We start from the raw sequence: 16,088 nt of genomic DNA, 5'->3' as shown, positions 1-16,088 counted from the left end.
ACCGACAAAACATCGCGTAAAACGGTTGATGCGCTCCACCTGCTTGCCTACACTCGCCACACTCCTTCCGTCATCAGGACCCGCCCATGCGTGTGCGCCCTCTCGCGTTCCTGTCGCTGCTTGCCGCCGCTCCGTTCGCACACGCCCTGCAGCCGCAGAGCTGCAACGGGTTCAGCCCCCAGCCGCTGCCGCAGCGCGCCACGATCCTGCCGCCAGTTGCGGCAGAATTGTTCGCCAACACCACCCAGCTCGGTGCGCCCAGTGGCGTGCTGGCCCAGTCCTACGACGAGACCCGGTCCGTGGACCGGGTGCTGCTGCGCCTGAAGGCGGATGGCTGCCGCGAACTGGCCCTGGCCACGCCTGCGGTCAAGGCCAACGATCCGGCGGCCTACAAGCCAAAGACCCAGTTCGACAATTCGCCGTGGCGGTTCGACATGAACCAGGGCGGCAAGCGCATGACCGCCGACGAGTTCGACGCGTGGATGAAGTCGCGTGGCGTGCGCGTGGTCAAGGCCAGGCCGGCCGCGTCCGCGCCGGCCCTGGCCGAGCCGGCGGCCGCCGTCGTGCCGGTCATGCAGAAGTGAGCACGGCCGGCACCCGCCGGCCTGCTCCGCAACGTCCAGGATAGATGCCGGCCCGCGGACCGGTTCGCGATTCGGCGCCCCGGCATGGGTTGGCGCGCGCGCTGTCCAGGCTCGGCCTGTGCTCGCGCACCGAGGCCGCGCGCTGGGTCGCGGCCGGCCGCGTGCGCGTGGATGGGCGGATCGTGCGAGATCCGGAGTTTCCGACCATCGCCGGGCGTTCGCATATCGAGGTGGCCGGGTTGGCCGAAGCCGCCGCCGCGCGCCGCTACGTGATGCTCAACAAGCCGCGCGGGCTGGTGACCAGCACCGCCGACGAACGCGGGCGGGACACCATCTACCGCTGCCTGCAGGACGCGGGGCTGCCTTGGCTGGCACCGGTCGGGCGGCTGGACAAGGCCAGCGAAGGCCTGCTGCTGATGAGCAATGACCCGGCCTGGGCCGCGGCGATCACCGCTCCGGCGAGCGGCCCGGACAAGACCTACCACGTGCAGGTCGATGCGATTCCCGATGCGGCGCTGCTGTCGGCCCTGGAGCAGGGCCGGCAGCTCGATGGCCAGGCGCTGCGCGCGGCGTCGGCGCGGCTGTTGCGCACCGGTACGCGCAATGCGTGGCTGGAGATCATCCTGGATGAAGGCCGCAACCGGCAGATCCGCCGGCTGCTGCAGGCCTTCGACCTGGCAACACTGCGGCTGGTGCGCGTGGCGATCGGTCCGCTTGCGCTGGGCGCTCTGGCCAAGGGTGCCTGGCGCGAACTGACACCAGAGGAAGTCCGCGCGCTGGCGCCGCCAGCGATCAGCGATTAGGCGGCGTGGCAACGCGGCAGGTGCACTGCAGGCAGCGCGCTCAGCACTTCGATGGCGGCGTGCCTTGCACCTGGCGCGCTGCCGATCAGCCTTTCAGCACGCCCAGCTCGTGGCCGATCCGGGTGAAGGCGTCGATTGCCATGTCCAGGTGCGTGCGCGTATGCGCGGCGCTGATCTGGACGCGGATGCGCGCCTGGCCCTTGGGCACGACCGGAAAGAAGAAGCCGATCGCATAGATGCCTTCTTCCAGCAGGCGCTGGGCAAAGCGCTGGGCCAGCGGCGCGTCGTAAAGCATCACCGGGGTAATCGGATGCACGCCCGGCTTCAGGTCGAACCCGGCGGCGGTCATCTGCCCGCGGAAGTACGTGGTGTTTTCCTGCAGCTGCGCGCGCAGCTCGCCTGCGGCATCGAGCATGTCGAAGGCGGTGATGCCGGAAGCCACCACGTGTGGCGGCAGCGAATTGGAGAACAGGTACGGGCGCGAGCGCTGGCGCAGCAGTTCGATCACTTCGGCGCTGGCAGTGGTGAAGCCCCCCACCGCGCCGCCCATGGCCTTGCCCAGGGTGCCGGTGATGATGTCGATCCTGTCCAGCACGCCTTTCACTTCGGCCGAGCCGCGCCCCGTTTCGCCGAGGAACCCGGTGGCGTGGCATTCGTCGATGTGGACCAGCGCGCCGTATCGTGCGGCCAGTGTGGTGATTTCATCCAGCGGGGCGATGAAGCCGTCCATCGAGAACACCCCGTCGGTGGTGATCAGCTTGGTTCTGCAGCCGGCAGCATCGGCGGCCTGCAGCTGCGCTTCCAGGTCGGCCATGTCGCAGTTGGCGTAGCGCAGGCGCCTGGCCTTGCACAGGCGGATGCCGTCGATGATCGAGGCATGGTTGAGGCTGTCGGAGATGACCGCATCATCCTCGCCCAGCAGTGGCTCGAACAGCCCGCCGTTGGCATCGAAACAGGCCGCGTAGAGGATCGTGTCCTGCTTGCCGAAAAAGCGGGCGATCCTGGCTTCCAGCCGCTTGTGCAGGTCCTGGGTGCCGCAGATGAAGCGCACCGAGGCCATGCCGAAACCGTGCGTGTCCAGTGCCTGTTTGGCAGCCTGGATGATGTCCGGGTGGTCGGCCAGGCCCAGGTAGTTGTTGGCGCAGAAATTCAGCACCGTGCGGCCGTCTTCGAGCGTGATTTGCGCCGACTGCGGGCCGGTGATGATGCGCTCGGACTTGAACAGGCCGGCTTCGCGGATGTCCTCCAGTTCCTCGGCATAGCGATGGGTCAGAGCGGGGCGGGCGTCGGTCATCGGACGAAGGCCTGTGCGGCTGGACGGGGGCGGCCATGTTACCCGGCCGGGTGGATCGAACCTGCCATGGCATCATGCTGATTGCCGTTGGAGATGAGCATGCGCGCTTTCATTATTTCGCGGCACACTCATGCCTGTGCAGCATGAGATTGACTGAACGCGGCCTGGCCGCCCCTGCCCCCGAGGTGTGTCATGTCCCTCTTTCGAACCAGCCGCCTGCGCCGTGTCCTTGCCGTGGCCATGGCCGCCTGCGTGCTGACCCTGGCCGCCGGCGCCATGGCCCAGCAGAAGCGGCTGCTGAATGTCTCCTACGACCCCACCCGCGAGCTCTACCGCAACCTCAATGCCGCCTTCTCCAGGCAATGGCAGGCCGAACACGGCACGCCGATCCAGGTGGAAACCTCGCACGGCGGTTCGGGCAAGCAGGCGCGCGCGGTGATCGATGGCCTGGAGGCCGACGTGGTGACCCTGGCCCTGGCCTACGACATCGACTCCATCGCCGAGAAGGCCAAGTTGCTGCCCACCGACTGGCAGAAGCGTCTGCCCGACAACAGCACGCCCTACACCTCGACCATCGTATTCCTGGTGCGCAAGGGCAACCCGAAGCAGATCAGGGACTGGCCGGACCTGCTCAAGTCCGGTGTGCAGGTGATCACGCCCAATCCGAAGACTTCCGGCGGCGCGCGCTGGAACTACCTGGCCGCCTGGGCCTACGGCCAGTACATCTTCAAGGGCGATGAGGCCAAGACCCGGCGCATGGTCACCGCGCTGTACAACAACGTGCCGGTGCTCGATACCGGCGCCCGCGGCGCGACCACCACCTTCGTCCAGCGCGGCATCGGCGATGCGCTTCTGGCCTGGGAGAACGAGGCCTTCCTGTCGCAGGAAGAGCTGGGCCCGGACAAGTTCGACATCGTGGTGCCCAGGCTGTCGATCCTGGCCGAGCCGCCGGTGGCGCTGGTGGACAAAAACGTGGACAAGCACGGCACCCGGGCCGAGGCCCAGGCCTATCTGGAATTCCTCTACACCCCGCAGGCGCAGAAGATCATCGCCCAGCACTACTACCGCCCGCGCCATCCCGAGTTCGCCGAGCCGGCCGACATCGCCCGCTTCCCGAAGGTGAAGCTGGTGACCATCGACCAGGCCTTCGGCGGCTGGGCCAAGGCCCAGGCCACGCACTTCGCCGACGGCGGCGAGTTCGACAAGATGCTGGCGGGCAAGAAGCGTTGAGCACCTCCAGCGTCGCCGCGCCGCGGCAGCGCCGAAGACGGGTGATTCCCGGTTTCGGTCTCAGCCTGGGCATCACGTTGCTGTGGCTGGGGCTGATCGTGTTGCTGCCGCTGGCCGGCCTGTTCATCAAATCGGCCGGGCTGGGCTGGCACGGCCTGTGGGCGGTGTGGGCCGATCCGCGCGTGCTGGCCGCGCTGCGGATCAGCTTTGGCACTGCGCTGGCGGCGGCGGCGTTCAATGCGCTGGCCGGCACGCTGGTGGCATGGGTGCTGGTGCGCTACGACTTCCCCGGCAAGCGGCTGTTCGACGCGATGATCGACCTGCCCTTTGCCCTGCCGACCGCGGTGGCCGGCATCGCCCTGACCCAGCTCTATGGGCCGACCGGCTGGATCGGGCGCTGGCTGGAGGCCGGCGGCATCAAGGTCGCCTACACGCCGCTGGGCATTACCGTGGCACTGGTCTTCATCGGCCTGCCGTTCGTGGTGCGCATGGTCCAGCCGGTGCTGGCCGAATCGGAAGCCGAGCTGGAAGAAGCCGCCGCCAGCCTGGGCGCCGGCCGCCTGCGCACGGTGGCCTCGGTGGTGCTGCCGGCAGTGTGGCCGGCGGTGCTGTCCGGGTTCGCGCTGGCGTTCGCGCGCGGGGTGGGCGAATACGGCTCGGTGATCTTCATCGCCGGCAACCTGCCGGGCGTATCGGAAATCGCGCCGCTGCTGATCACCATCAAGCTGGAAGAATTCGATTACGCCGGCGCCACCGCGATCGCCGCGGCCATGCTACTGCTGTCCTTCGCGCTGCTGCTGGTCATCAATACGCTGCAGGCGCACCTGGCGCGGCGCGGCATGAAGGTGCTGGTCTGATGGCCGTTGCCTGGCTGCCGCGCGCCACGCGCCTGCGTGCACCCACCGCCGAACCGGCCTGGGTGAAGTGGTCGCTGGTGGTGCTGGCGTTGCTGTTCCTGCTGTCCTTCCTGCTGTTGCCGTTGGTGCTGGTGTTTGCCGAGGCGCTGCGCGGCGGGGTGGCTGCATTCCTGGCCGCGATCAGCGACCCCGATGCGCTGGCCGCGATCCGCCTGACCTTCGTGGTCACCGCGATCGTGGTGCCGCTGAACCTGGTCTTCGGCGTGGCCGCGGCCTGGGCGGTGAGCAAGCACGCGTTCCCCGGCAAGCGCATCCTGGTGAGCCTGGTGGACCTGCCGTTTGCGGTCTCGCCGGTGGTGGCCGGGCTGGTGTTCGTGCTGATCTTCGGCCGCCAGGGCTGGGCCTGGCCGTTGATCGACCCAGGCTGGCGCGTGCACCTGCCCCTGCTGGGCGAGATCCTGGTCCAGCTGCCCAGGATCGTGTTTGCGTTGCCGGGCATCGTGCTGGCCACGACCTTCGTGACCTTTCCCTTCATCGCCCGCGAGCTGATGCCGCTGATGGAGCAGCAGGGCAGCGAGGAGGAGCTGGCTGCGCTGAGCCTGGGTGCCAATGGCTGGCAGACCTTCTGGCGGGTGACCGTCCCCAACATCCGCTGGGCGCTGCTGTATGGGGTGCTGCTGTGCAGTGCGCGGGCGATGGGCGAGTTCGGCGCGGTGTCGGTGGTTTCCGGCCATATCCGCGGGCGCACCAACACCCTGCCGTTGCACGTGGAAATCCTCTACAACGAATACGCCTACGGCGCGGCCTTCGCGGCGGCCTCGCTGCTGGCGCTGAGCGCGCTGGTCACCCTGGTGCTCAAGACCTGGCTGGAATGGCGCCACGGCGAAGCGCTGGCCGCCAGCCACCGATACTGACGAAGGTTCGCAGCACCCATGGGCATCACCGTCGAACACCTGTACAAGCGCTTCGGCGCGTTCACCGCGCTGGATGACATCACCCTGGAGATCCGCCAGGGCGAGCTGCTGGCGCTGCTGGGCCCGTCCGGGTCGGGCAAGACCACGCTGCTGCGGGTGATCGCCGGCCTGGAGCATGCCGATGGCGGCCGGGTGCTGTTCGAAGGCGGCGACGCCACCGCGCTGCCGGTGCAGCAGCGCGGGGTGGGATTCGTGTTTCAGCACTATGCGTTGTTCAAGCACATGCGGGTGGACCAAAACATCGCCTTCGGCCTCAAGGTGCGCCGCGGCAAGGCGCGCTGGCCCAGGGCCAGGATCGATGCGCGGGTGCGCGAGCTGCTCTCGCTGGTACAGCTGGAAGGCCTGGAAAAGCGCTACCCGGCGCAGTTGTCCGGCGGCCAGCGCCAGCGTGTGGCGCTGGCCCGCGCGCTGGCGATCGAACCCAAGCTGCTGCTGCTGGACGAACCCTTCGGCGCGCTCGATGCCCAGGTGCGCCGCGACCTGCGCCGCTGGCTGCGCCAGGTGCATCAGGCCACCGGTGTGACCACGGTCTTCGTCACCCACGATCAGGAAGAGGCGCTGGAGCTGGCCGATCGGGTGGCCATCCTCAACAAGGGCCGGATCGAACAGCTCGGCACCCCGGCACAGGTCTATGACCAGCCGGCCTCGCCGTTCGTGTATGGCTTTGTCGGCCAGGCCAATCGGCTGGCCGGCACCAAGGTCGGCACACAGCTGCAGGTGCATGGCCAGTGGCTGCCGCTCCCGGCCGGCGTCAGCCTATCGGACGGGCCGGTGGAGTTGTTCGTGCGGCCACAGGACCTGCGCCTGGTGGAAGCGGACCAGCCGGGCTGGATGGCCACGGTGGTCGACGTGCCGCGCAGCGGGCCGCATGTGCGCCTGCACGCGCAGCTGGCCGATGGCACGCCGCTGGAGCTGGAACTTCCGGCCGCCACGCAGGTGCCGCCGGTCGGTTCGCAGGTGCATGTGCAGGCGTCGCGGTTTGGGGTGTTCCAGACGGGCTGACCGTTACAAAAGCAATGAAAACATGGGATTGACGGCGGCCGTCACCGCACCGCAATATTGGGGGCAGTTAAAAAAAAGTAAAACTGCAAAGCGCGTCGCAGCATGCTTCTCCAGCGCGCCATGGCAGGCTCCGCCCCCCCCACCCTGCAGGAGAGTCCGAGGATGTCAAAGAAATTGCGCTATGCCCTGATTGTTGCCCTGGCCGCCTTGCCGTTTGCATCGTCCGCCCAAGAGGCTGTCGCCGAGGAAGAAGCCGAGTCGCCCTGGGCCTGGTCGCTGACGGCCACCACCGACTACCGTTTCCGTGGCCTGTCGCAGACCGATGTCGGTCCGGCTTTCCAGCCCGGCCTGACCTACACCACTCCGATCGGCATCTATGCCGGCGTGTGGGCCTCCAACGTGGACTTCGGCGAAGGCGATCCGGATTACGAAGTGGATACCTTCGTTGGCTACAACATCGACGCCAACGACTGGCTCAACCTGGATTTCATGGTCAACCGATACAACTACCCTGATGCCGGTTCGGGCAACTACAACGAATACATCGGCAAGGCGACCATGGCCGAGCACTTCACCGTGCTGGTGGGCTACACCAACGATGTGTTCAAGTCCGACACCGACAGCTGGTACTACCAGGGCGGCATCAGCTGGGACCTGCCGCAGGATTTCAGCGTCGCGGCCACCGGCGGCGTGACCGAATTCGAGGACGGCACCGTCGGCCGCGACTACAAGGACTGGTCGGTCAGTCTGTCCAAGGCCTTCGGCCCGGCCACACTGACCGCGGCCTACATCGGCACCGACGGCGATGGCCGCGACGCCTACGGCGACATCGCCGACAGTCGCCTGGTGGTCAGCGTCACGGTCGCCAACTAAGCGCAGAGCTGCTGGTCCGACACAGGGCGCCGCAAGGCGCCTTGTGTGTTTCCGGACTCTGGAAAAGTGGCGCTTCCACGGGTTTTAGCCGACAGGCCCTCCTTGCGCACAGGCACCGGGCCGGCAATGGCGTCTTCAATTCCAGCTCAGCACCACCTTGCCGGCCCTGCCTTGTTCCATCAGGTCAAAGCCCTTCTGGAAGTCGTCGATCGGCAGCTGGTGGGTCAGCACCTTGCCCAGCGGAAAGCCGCTCAGCACCAGCTGGGTCATCTTGTACCAGGTCTCGTACATCCTGCGCCCGTAGATGCCCTGCACGGTCAGGCCCTTGAAGATGATCCTGTCCCAGTCGCAGCCGGCGCCCCTGGGCATGATGCCCAGCATCGCGATCTTGCCGCCGTGGTACATGCACTGGAGCATGTCGTTGAAGGCGCGCGGGTTGCCGCTCATCTCCAGGCCCACATCGAAGCCCTCCATGTGCAGGTCGGCCATCACCGCCTTGAGCGAGGTGTTGGCCACATTCACCACGCGGGTGGCGCCCATGTCGGCGGCCAGCTTGAGGCGGAAGTCGTTGACATCGGTGACCACCACGTTGCGCGCGCCGATGTACTTGCAGATGCCGGCGGCGATGATGCCGATCGGGCCGGCGCCGGTGATCAGCACGTCCTCGCCGGTCACGTCGAACTCCAGCGCGCAGTGCGCGGCGTTGCCGTAGGGGTCGAAGAACGCCGCCAGCTCGGACGGGATCTGGTCCGGAATCGGCCACAGGTTGCTGGCGGGGATCACCAGGTATTGGGCGAAGGCGCCATTGACGTTCACGCCGATGCCCACCGTGTTGGGACACAGGTGCGGACGGCCGCCGCGACAGTTGCGACAGTGGCCGCAGACGATGTGGCCCTCGGCCGAGACCCGCTGGCCGACCTCATAGCCGGTGACGGCCGCGCCGAGCTGGGCGATGCGGCCGACGAACTCGTGGCCAATGATCAGGCCCGGGCGGATGGTGCGCTGGCTCCACTCATCCCACAGGTAGATGTGCAGGTCGGTGCCGCAGATGGCGGTCTTCTCCAGCTTGACCAGCACCTCGTTGGGCCCCGGCGCCGGCCTGGGCACCTGTTCCATCCAGATGCCCTTGCCGGCCTGGCGCTTGACCAGCGCCTTCATCGTGTCCGCCATGGTGCGAAAAACCCAAGCCCATAAGGGCGCCGAGTATAGAGTTTCCGATGCAGCCACCGTGTGCGGCGGTGCAGCAGGCGGGCCCGGAGGCCGCCTTCATGGGGCGTGGAGGGCTCCCCTGTGTGGGAGCCGCTATAGCGGCGCTAAGGCTTTGTCGGCAAGGCCTCATCGCCGCCGTGGCGGCTCCCACAGGACCTGGCTCAGAAGCGGGCGTCGAGGGTGAAGAACGCCTGGCGCGGCGCGCCGGCCATCAGGGTCTGGTTGTAGCCCTGCCGGTCGGAGGCGACATAGCCGCCGGTGCCGGTGGTGGCGAAATAGCGCTTGTCGGCCAGGTTGGTGACGTTGAGCGACAGGCCGATGTTGGAGAACACGCCGACCTTGCCGAAGTCGTAGCCGGCGCCGGCGTTGAACACCCAGTACTCGGGCACCTGGGAGTCGTTGAGGTAGCTGATGTAGCGGCGGCCGGTGTACTTGCCGTCCAGCGACACCCTCCAGCCATCCCTGTGGTAGTTCAGGCTGGAGGTGAACATCAGCGAGGGCACGCCGACCACGTACTTGCCGCCGGTTTCGACCACGCCGTTGTTGAGGTAGTCGTCCTGGTACTTGGAACGGTCCAGGGAGACGGTGTTGAGCCAGTCCAGGCCCTGGACCGGCTTGACGATCAGCGCCAGGTCCAGGCCGGTGCTTTCCACATCGCCGACGTTGCTCAGGATCGCCGAGCAGGTCTGGATGGCACTGCACGGCGAGGTGACCAGCAGGCGGTTCTTGAACTTGGTGTAGTAGGCGCCGACCGAAGCCTGGTAGCCCTCGCCGCTGGTGCGGTAGCCCAGCTGCACGGTCTGCGATTGCTCCGGCTCGAGCGTGTCGCGGATGCTGTCGAAGGTGGCCTGGCCGGTGGCGAAGGGGCTGTAGTCGAAGGCGGCGATGTTCTTGCTGTAGGACAGGTAGAGGTCCTGGTGTTCATCCAGCGCGTAGCTGGCGCCGACCTGCGGCAGGAAGCTGTCGTCGGCCTCGATGCTGCCCTGGGCGTAGGAGCTGCTGGCCACCAGCGAACGCGCGTTGGTCTTCGTGCTGACCGCCTTGGCCCCGAAGTTCAGGGTCAGGCGCTGGTCCATCAGGCGCACGGTGTCCTGCGCGTAGGCCATGCGCGTCTGGGTGTGGTACTTCTGCAGGAACTGGCGGAAAAACGGATCGCTCACCTCGTAGAAGTTGTAGAGCGTGGTCAGCGGCGCATCCAGCAGGAAGTAGTTGCGCTCCTGCGTGTTCTGGCTGTTCTCGGCCCAGCCGCCGAGTTCGATCTCGTGCATGCCGAGGGTGAACTTCAGCGCGCCGGTACCACCAAAACGGTCCAGACCGTAGTCGGTGGTGCGCATCGACAGCGGGACCTGCGCCGAGGACGGCACGTACGGGGTGACCCACTGGCCTTCACCGCGGTTGTAGTGGTAGTAGCCGGTCAGGTCCAGGGTGGCCACACCGCCCAGGTTGAAGCTGCCGGCCAGCGCGGACAGGGTGTCGTTGCGCAGGCCCGAGCCCCAGTAGTAGGTGGAATCCAGCCAGTCATAGTCGGCCGGCAGCGCCGCCAGCGAGGCCGGGTAGCCGTTGGCCACCCCGGCGTAGGCGCCGGTGGACTGGTAGGCGCGCGCCATCTGCGCGGCAGTGGCCCAGTCCGGGGCCAGGTAGTCGAAGTCCCAGCCCAGCGCCTTCTGGCTGGTCAGCGACAGGTCCATGTAGTCCTGTTCCTTGCGCCGCGACTTGTCCACGAACAGGCTGATCCGGTTGCCCTCGCCCCAGCTATAGAGCGCCTTGGCGTTGAACTGCTCGTACTTCTGCGGGCCATCGCCCTTCCACTTGTCCATGTCCGAGGCGGCATAGGCCCCGTAGGCGGAGAAGCCGCCATGGTCGCCGCTGTCCACGCGCACGAAGGTGCGCTGGGCGCTGTCCGAACCGAAGGTCTGGGCCAGGCGCGCACCGAAGTCCATCTCCGGGTCGGCCGAATAGAACTGCAGGGTGCCGCCCAGGTTGCTGTTGGAGGCGGTGCCGAGTGCGCCGGCGCCCTGGGCCAGCTCGGTCGAGGCGATGTTCTCGGACAGGATCGCGCGGGTGATCGACAGGCCATTGGTCACCCCGTAGGCCATGTTGCCCAGCGGCACGCCATCCAGGGTGAAGCCCAGGCGGCTCTGGTCAAAGCCGTGCAGGTAGACCGCGGTCGACCATTCGTAGGCGCCGGTGGCATCGGCCGACTGGAACTGCACGCCGGGCAGCTTCTCGATGGCTTTCAGCGGGCTGCTGCCGGCAGGCAGTCGTTCGATGTCCTGCTGGTTGATGCGCTGCACCTGGCGGGTGGCGCCGCGGGCCACCACCGACACTGCATCGAGCTGCTTGGCGGTGCTGTCGGCGGGAGCGGCATCGTTTTCGGCGGCGGGCTCAAGCGCTGCGGCCATCGTGGGGAAGGCGCAGGCAAGGGCGATCGCAAGCGCCGTCGGGCGCAGGCAGGGCAGGGATTTCAGCATGGGGATGACAGCCTGATGCAGGGGAGGGAGAGACGGGACGCAAAGCGCCGCTTCGGCGCACAGGCTGGCAACGGCAGATGAAGTTGCGATGACAGCACGATCATGCGCGTGGTTGTCTTCAAGCTGCAGCGCCGGCCTTCTATAACGATGCGTCGCCGGTCATCGCCCACATCAGGATTGCTCCCCGCATGCCCACGCTGTCCCGTCGAGACTTCCTTGCGCGGGTGGCCGCGCTCTCCGCTGCCGGGGTGATGCCGGCGTCCATCGCCCGCGCGCTGGCGCTGCCGGCCACCGCGCGCAGCGGCACGCTACGGGACGTGGAGCATTTCGTCATCGTGATGCAGGAAAACCGCTCGTTCGATCACTACTTCGGCACGCTGCGCGGGGTGCGCGGGTTCGACGATCCGCGTCCATTGAAATTGCGCGACGGCAACCCGGTATGGCAGCAGCCGGCGGGCGATGGCAGCACGCGCCTGCCGTTTGCGCTGGACTCGAAAACCAGCAACGCGCCGATGATGGCCAGCCTGGACCATTCATGGAAAGGCGGCCATGGCCAGGACCCCAAACGCTGGCAGGACTACGATGTCTGGGTGCCGTACAAGAGCGAACTGGCGATGGGCCACTTCAGCCGCGCCGACATCCCGTATTACCACGCGCTGGCCGATGCCTTCACCATCTGCGATGGCTATTACTGCTCGCTGCACGGGCCGACCAATCCCAACCGCATGTTCTTTTTCAGCGGCACCAGCGGCATGAGCGTGGGCAACTTCGGCGCGCAGTCGATCGACAACGCCGACGACGGCAACTGGACTGCGGACATGGCGCGCGACAAGCCCGGCTTTGTCGGCATGCAATGGACCACCTACGCCGAGCGCCTGCAGCAGGCCGGCATCAGCTGGCGGGTGTACCAGGAGTTCGACAACTACGGCGACAACCCGCTGTCCTCGTTCGCGCGCTTCCGCAACATGGACACCGCCAGCGAACTCTACAAGCGCGCACGCTCGATCGTCGCCGGTTCCACGGCGGACAACGCCAGGCAGAGCACCGCCCAGCATCTGGTGGATGCCTTCGCCGCCGATGTGCAGGCCGGCAGCTTGCCGCAGGTGTCGTGGATCGTGGCGCCCTATGCCTACAGCGAACATCCCGAAGCCACGCCCGCGCACGGCGAGTCGCTGATCGCGCGCCTGATCGATGCGCTGACCGCCAACCCCGAGGTCTGGGGCAAGTCGTGCGTGATCATCAACTACGACGAGAACGACGGCTTCTTCGACCATATGCCCGCGCCGCTGCCGGCACTGGATGCCAGCATGGGCAGCAGCCAGGTGGACGTGCGCGGCGAGGACTACCACGGCGTGCCGGTCGGGCTGGGGGTGCGCGTGCCGCTGCTCGTGGTGTCGCCGTGGACGCGCGGCGGCTGGGTGAACTCGCAGGTGTTCGACCACACCTCGGTGCTGCGCCTGCTGGAGCAGCGCTTCGGCGTGGCCGAGCCGAACATCAGCCCGTGGCGCCGCGCGGTCACCGGCGACCTGAGCACGGTGTTCGACTTCCGCACGCCCGATGACTCGGCGCTGCTGGCGCTGCCGTCCACGGCCGATTACCTGGCGCGCATGGCGGCCAGCGCCAGGCTGCCTGCACCGGTGGTGCCGGTACATCCGCAGCAGCCGAAGCAGGAGCCTGGCCAGCGTCCCGCACGCGCCTTGCCATACGCGCTGCAGGTGCATGCCCAACATGCCGAAGACGGCCTGCGGCTGACCTTCGTCAACGACGGCGATGCGGCGGTGGTGTTCAACGTCTACGCCTACGGCAGCGACGCCGGCCCCTGGTACTACACCGTGCTGCCGCGCAGCCAGCTCATCGATGCGCCGCATGGATTGCCTGCGGGCGATTATGCGCTGGCGGTGCACGGGCCCAATGGCTTCCTGCGCGAATTCGAAGGCACCACGGTGGCCGGCGAAGGCGCCCCTGAGGTATCGGCATCGGCGGCGGGTGGCCAGTTGCTTCTGCAGCTGCGCAATCCCGGCGTGGAGGCGGTGATCGTGCAGGTGCGCGCGCTGGATTACGGCGATCCCAGCCCGCGCGTGGTGACCCTGGGTGCGGGCCAGAGCGAGCGCATGGTGTTGGCACTGGAGGCCTGTGACCACTGGTACGACCTGCAGGTGGAGCTGCCCGGCTCCCCTTTCCGCCGCCGCCTGGCCGGCCATCTGGAAACCGGCCGTCCCAGTCGCAGCGATCCGGCGATCGGGCGCGCGCAGGGCTGAGCAAGGTCCGCGTCGGGGATGTCGCCCGGCAGGTGCTGCCTGCACAATAGGCACACCGCTGCAGCGCAGTCCCGTCGATGTCCCGTCCCGACAGCTTGTCCGCCTGGCTGGACTTCATCCAGGCCCAGCACCCCCATGCCATCGAACTGGGCCTGGAGCGCGTGCGCGCCGTCGCCGCTGCGCTGGGGCTGGAACGGCCGGCGCGGCAGGTGATCACCGTCGGCGGGACCAACGGCAAGGGCTCCACGGTGGCGTTCATCGAGGCCATCGCCCGGGCCGGCGGCTGGAAAGTGGGCGCCTACACCTCACCGCACCTGCTGCGCTACAACGAGCGGGTGCGCATCGATGGCGTCGATGCGCACGACGCGGCGCTGGTGGCGGGATTGGCGGCGGTGGAGGCCGCGCGCGGCGACACGCCGCTGACCTATTTCGAATACGGCACGCTGGCCGCGCTGTGGCTGTTCCAGCGCGCCGGGCTGGACCTGGCGATCCTGGAAGTCGGCCTGGGTGGGCGCCTGGACGCGGTCAACCTGGTCGATCCGGACGTGGCGGTGATCACCACCGTGGATATCGACCACACCGACTGGCTCGGCCCCGACCGCCAGACCATCGGCAGGGAGAAGGCCGGCATCGCCCGGGCCTGGAAGCCGCTGGTGCTGGGCGAGGTGGCCGCGCCGTCCAGCGTGCTGGCCCATGCCTACGCGATCGGCGCCGGGGTGATCCAGCTGGGCAATGACTTCTTCCACGATTCCATCGAAGACCAGCACGGCCGCTGGCGCTGGCGCGAGGTCGGCACCGAGCTGGTCCTGCCCGCGCCAGCGCTGGATGCGCCCGCCCAACGCGCCAATGCCGCCACCGCCGTGGCCGCGCTGCGCGCGCTGCCGGAGGAACTGCCGCAGTCCGCCTTCGCCACCGGCATCGCCAACGCCCGGTTGCCCGGGCGCTTGCAGCGTTTCCAACGCGGCGGCGTGGAGATCCGCGTGGACGTGGCCCACAACCCGCAGGCCGCGCGCGAGCTGGCGGCCTTCCTCGATCGCCAGCCGCGGCCGACCCACGCGGTCTTCGCCGCGCTGGCGGACAAGGACGTGACTGGGGTGGTCCAGGCGCTGGCTGGAAGGATCGTCCGCTGGTCGCTGGCCGGGCTGGAGCCGGGCGCGCCGCGCGGCCAGGACGCGGCCACCCTGGCGGCTGCACTGGCCGGGACCGAAGCGGCGCAGGGGGCCAGGTTCGAGACGGTGGCCGAGGCGTTGGCGGCGGCGCTGGCGCAAGCCGCGGCCGGCGAGCGGGTGCTGGTGTTCGGCTCCTTCCACACCGCGGCCCAGGCGCTGGCGGTGCTGGATTCAGCCCGATGAGGAGAGCAGGGCGGCGGCCGCGCTTATAATTTGCAACTTCTTCATCTCACACCGTCGCCCACGACGATGGATACCGCTTTGAGAAACCGCATCATCGGCGCCATCGTCCTTCTGGCGCTGGCCGTCATCTTCCTGCCGATGCTGGTCAAGGGCCCGGCCAGCGATAGCGGTGTCACCGACGTGTCCACCGACGTGCCGGATGCGCCTGCGGGCCAGTTCGAGACCCGCGAACTGCCGCTGGTCACGCCCGGCCAGCCCGGCGCCAACGGCGCCACCGGCATGCCCAGCCAGCCGGCCCAGCCAGGCCAGCCCAAGCCGGCCACCGAAACCCTGACCCCGGCCGAGGCGGCCAAGCCGCAAACCAACGCCCAGGGCCTGCCGCTGGCCACCGCCGGCGGCGACTACGCGGTGACCTTTGGTGCCTATGCCAGTGCGGCTGATGCCGACATCGTGATCGACCGCCTGCGCCAGTCCGGACTGGATGCCTTCCGCCAGGAGGCGACCATCGGTGGCAAGCCGGCCTGGCGGGTGCGCGTGGGGCCGTATGCCGCCCGGTCGCAGGCCGAGATCGCCCGCATCGCCGCGCTCAAGGTGCGCAGCGACGTGAAGGCCGAGGTGATTTCCCTGGACGCCACGGCCGAGGCGCCGGCCAGCGCCGCCACGCCGACCCCGGCCGCGCCTGCGGCCAGCGCGCCCAATCCCGACGCTGCGCAACTGGCCTCGCAGGCGCCGCCGGCCGCGCCGGCGCCGGCCAAGCCTGAAGGTGCCGCGCCCCCTTCGACCCCGGCTGCGCCCAAGCCGGCCGCCGAACCGGCCAGGCCGCCGGTGGCGGCGGTGCCCGAGCCGGCTGCGACCGGGGTGGGCTTTGCCCTGCAGGTGGGCGCGTTCGGCAAGGAAACCGACGCCAACGCGCTGCGCGACAAGCTGCGCGGCAACGGCTTCAGTTCGTTCGTCGAGCCGGTGAACACCGACAGTGGCCGCCTGTTCCGGGTCCGGGTAGGGCCGGTGTCCACCCGCGCCGAGGCCGACCAGCTCAAGGCCCAGGTGGCCGCGCGCAATGGCCTGACCGGGATCGTGCGCCCGCATCCGTAAACCGAGCGTTCGTCCAGGGAAAGGAGAACACCCATGTCCACGATGCCTGAAGTCAATCCCGCACCCGCCCGGCACCGCGCGCGGAGCCG

13 protein-coding genes are annotated in these 16,088 nt (G+C 68.3%); 10 read left to right on the top strand and 3 right to left on the bottom strand.

Annotated features, from left to right (window positions below):
- Positions 1–86 precede the first annotated feature (86 nt).
- Positions 87–584 carry a hypothetical protein gene (locus tag DSC_RS11515; RefSeq protein ID WP_014161341.1) on the top strand — a complete coding sequence of 166 codons (498 nt, stop codon included), beginning with the start codon at positions 87–89 and terminating at the stop codon, positions 582–584.
- A gap of 44 nt (positions 585–628) precedes the next feature.
- Positions 629–1,387, top strand: a complete 759-nt coding sequence (locus tag DSC_RS11510; RefSeq protein WP_014161340.1) for a pseudouridine synthase — start codon at positions 629–631, stop codon at positions 1,385–1,387.
- Between the two features lie 85 nt (positions 1,388–1,472).
- Here DSC_RS11510 and kbl read toward each other — a convergent pair whose 3' ends face one another.
- On the bottom strand, positions 1,473–2,681 hold the full coding sequence (kbl, locus tag DSC_RS11505) for a glycine C-acetyltransferase (protein WP_014161339.1): 1,209 nt from the start codon (positions 2,679–2,681) through the stop codon (positions 1,473–1,475).
- A 240-nt stretch (positions 2,682–2,921) separates the two neighbouring features.
- Between kbl and DSC_RS11500 the strand changes: the two genes are divergently transcribed.
- The 5 genes from DSC_RS11500 (at position 2,922) to DSC_RS11480 (ending at position 7,617) form a co-directional block, all read left to right on the top strand.
- Positions 2,922–3,911 (top strand): sulfate ABC transporter substrate-binding protein, encoded by a 990-nt coding sequence (locus DSC_RS11500; protein WP_238527739.1) that lies wholly within the window; start codon positions 2,922–2,924, stop codon positions 3,909–3,911.
- The gene (gene cysT, locus DSC_RS11495) at positions 3,908–4,768 is read left to right on the top strand and encodes a sulfate ABC transporter permease subunit CysT (RefSeq protein ID WP_083833551.1); all 861 of its coding nucleotides are present in this window, start codon (positions 3,908–3,910) and stop codon (positions 4,766–4,768) included. Before DSC_RS11500 ends, cysT begins: the two co-directional genes overlap by 4 nt.
- Positions 4,768–5,682 carry a sulfate ABC transporter permease subunit CysW gene (gene cysW, locus DSC_RS11490; RefSeq protein ID WP_014161336.1) on the top strand — a complete coding sequence of 305 codons (915 nt, stop codon included), beginning with the start codon at positions 4,768–4,770 and terminating at the stop codon, positions 5,680–5,682. The genes cysT and cysW overlap by 1 nt, the downstream gene beginning before the upstream one ends.
- An 18-nt stretch (positions 5,683–5,700) precedes the next feature.
- A complete protein-coding gene (locus DSC_RS11485; protein WP_014161335.1) occupies positions 5,701–6,744 on the top strand; it encodes a sulfate/molybdate ABC transporter ATP-binding protein in 1,044 nt (347 codons plus the stop codon).
- 162 nt (positions 6,745–6,906) lie between these two features.
- Positions 6,907–7,617: a TorF family putative porin gene (locus tag DSC_RS11480; RefSeq protein WP_014161334.1), complete on the top strand. Its 711-nt coding sequence runs from the start codon at positions 6,907–6,909 to the stop codon at positions 7,615–7,617.
- A 135-nt stretch (positions 7,618–7,752) separates the two neighbouring features.
- Here DSC_RS11480 and tdh read toward each other — a convergent pair whose 3' ends face one another.
- Both tdh and DSC_RS11470 read right to left on the bottom strand, forming a co-directional pair.
- A complete protein-coding gene (gene tdh, locus DSC_RS11475) occupies positions 7,753–8,787 on the bottom strand; it encodes an L-threonine 3-dehydrogenase (protein ID WP_043290593.1) in 1,035 nt (344 codons plus the stop codon).
- A 200-nt stretch (positions 8,788–8,987) separates the two neighbouring features.
- Positions 8,988–11,297 (bottom strand): TonB-dependent receptor family protein, encoded by a 2,310-nt coding sequence (locus tag DSC_RS11470; RefSeq protein WP_014161332.1) that lies wholly within the window; start codon positions 11,295–11,297, stop codon positions 8,988–8,990.
- 188 nt (positions 11,298–11,485) lie between these two features.
- Here DSC_RS11470 and DSC_RS11465 point away from each other — a divergent pair, with 188 nt between their 5' ends.
- The 3 genes from DSC_RS11465 to DSC_RS11455 all read left to right on the top strand — a co-directional run bounded on the left by DSC_RS11465 (position 11,486) and on the right by DSC_RS11455 (position 15,999).
- Positions 11,486–13,555 (top strand): phosphocholine-specific phospholipase C, encoded by a 2,070-nt coding sequence (locus DSC_RS11465; protein WP_014161331.1) that lies wholly within the window; start codon positions 11,486–11,488, stop codon positions 13,553–13,555.
- A gap of 77 nt (positions 13,556–13,632) precedes the next feature.
- On the top strand, positions 13,633–14,907 hold the full coding sequence (folC, locus tag DSC_RS11460) for a bifunctional tetrahydrofolate synthase/dihydrofolate synthase (protein ID WP_014161330.1): 1,275 nt from the start codon (positions 13,633–13,635) through the stop codon (positions 14,905–14,907).
- A 66-nt stretch (positions 14,908–14,973) separates the two neighbouring features.
- Positions 14,974–15,999 (top strand): SPOR domain-containing protein, encoded by a 1,026-nt coding sequence (locus tag DSC_RS11455; protein ID WP_043290592.1) that lies wholly within the window; start codon positions 14,974–14,976, stop codon positions 15,997–15,999.
- Positions 16,000–16,088: the final 89 nt, after the last annotated feature.

This window comes from Pseudoxanthomonas spadix BD-a59 (assembly GCF_000233915.3).
GTDB lineage: Bacteria > Pseudomonadota > Gammaproteobacteria > Xanthomonadales > Xanthomonadaceae > Pseudoxanthomonas_A > Pseudoxanthomonas_A spadix.
Note: the sequence above shows the minus strand (reverse complement) of the source record. Positions and strands in the feature narration are given on the sequence as shown.

Coding starts and splice junctions, on each gene's coding strand:
- DSC_RS11480 (WP_014161334.1), top strand. CDS start 6,907: ATGTCAAAGAAATTGCGCTATGCCCTGATTGTTGCCCTGGCCGCCTTG.
- DSC_RS11470 (WP_014161332.1), bottom strand. CDS start 11,297: ATGCTGAAATCCCTGCCCTGCCTGCGCCCGACGGCGCTTGCGATCGCC.
- cysW (WP_014161336.1), top strand. CDS start 4,768: ATGGCCGTTGCCTGGCTGCCGCGCGCCACGCGCCTGCGTGCACCCACC.
- DSC_RS11485 (WP_014161335.1), top strand. CDS start 5,701: ATGGGCATCACCGTCGAACACCTGTACAAGCGCTTCGGCGCGTTCACC.
- DSC_RS11510 (WP_014161340.1), top strand. CDS start 629: ATGCCGGCCCGCGGACCGGTTCGCGATTCGGCGCCCCGGCATGGGTTG.
- kbl (WP_014161339.1), bottom strand. CDS start 2,681: ATGACCGACGCCCGCCCCGCTCTGACCCATCGCTATGCCGAGGAACTG.
- DSC_RS11455 (WP_043290592.1), top strand. CDS start 14,974: ATGGATACCGCTTTGAGAAACCGCATCATCGGCGCCATCGTCCTTCTG.
- DSC_RS11500 (WP_238527739.1), top strand. CDS start 2,922: ATGGCCGCCTGCGTGCTGACCCTGGCCGCCGGCGCCATGGCCCAGCAG.
- folC (WP_014161330.1), top strand. CDS start 13,633: ATGTCCCGTCCCGACAGCTTGTCCGCCTGGCTGGACTTCATCCAGGCC.
- tdh (WP_043290593.1), bottom strand. CDS start 8,787: ATGGCGGACACGATGAAGGCGCTGGTCAAGCGCCAGGCCGGCAAGGGC.
- DSC_RS11515 (WP_014161341.1), top strand. CDS start 87: ATGCGTGTGCGCCCTCTCGCGTTCCTGTCGCTGCTTGCCGCCGCTCCG.
- DSC_RS11465 (WP_014161331.1), top strand. CDS start 11,486: ATGCCCACGCTGTCCCGTCGAGACTTCCTTGCGCGGGTGGCCGCGCTC.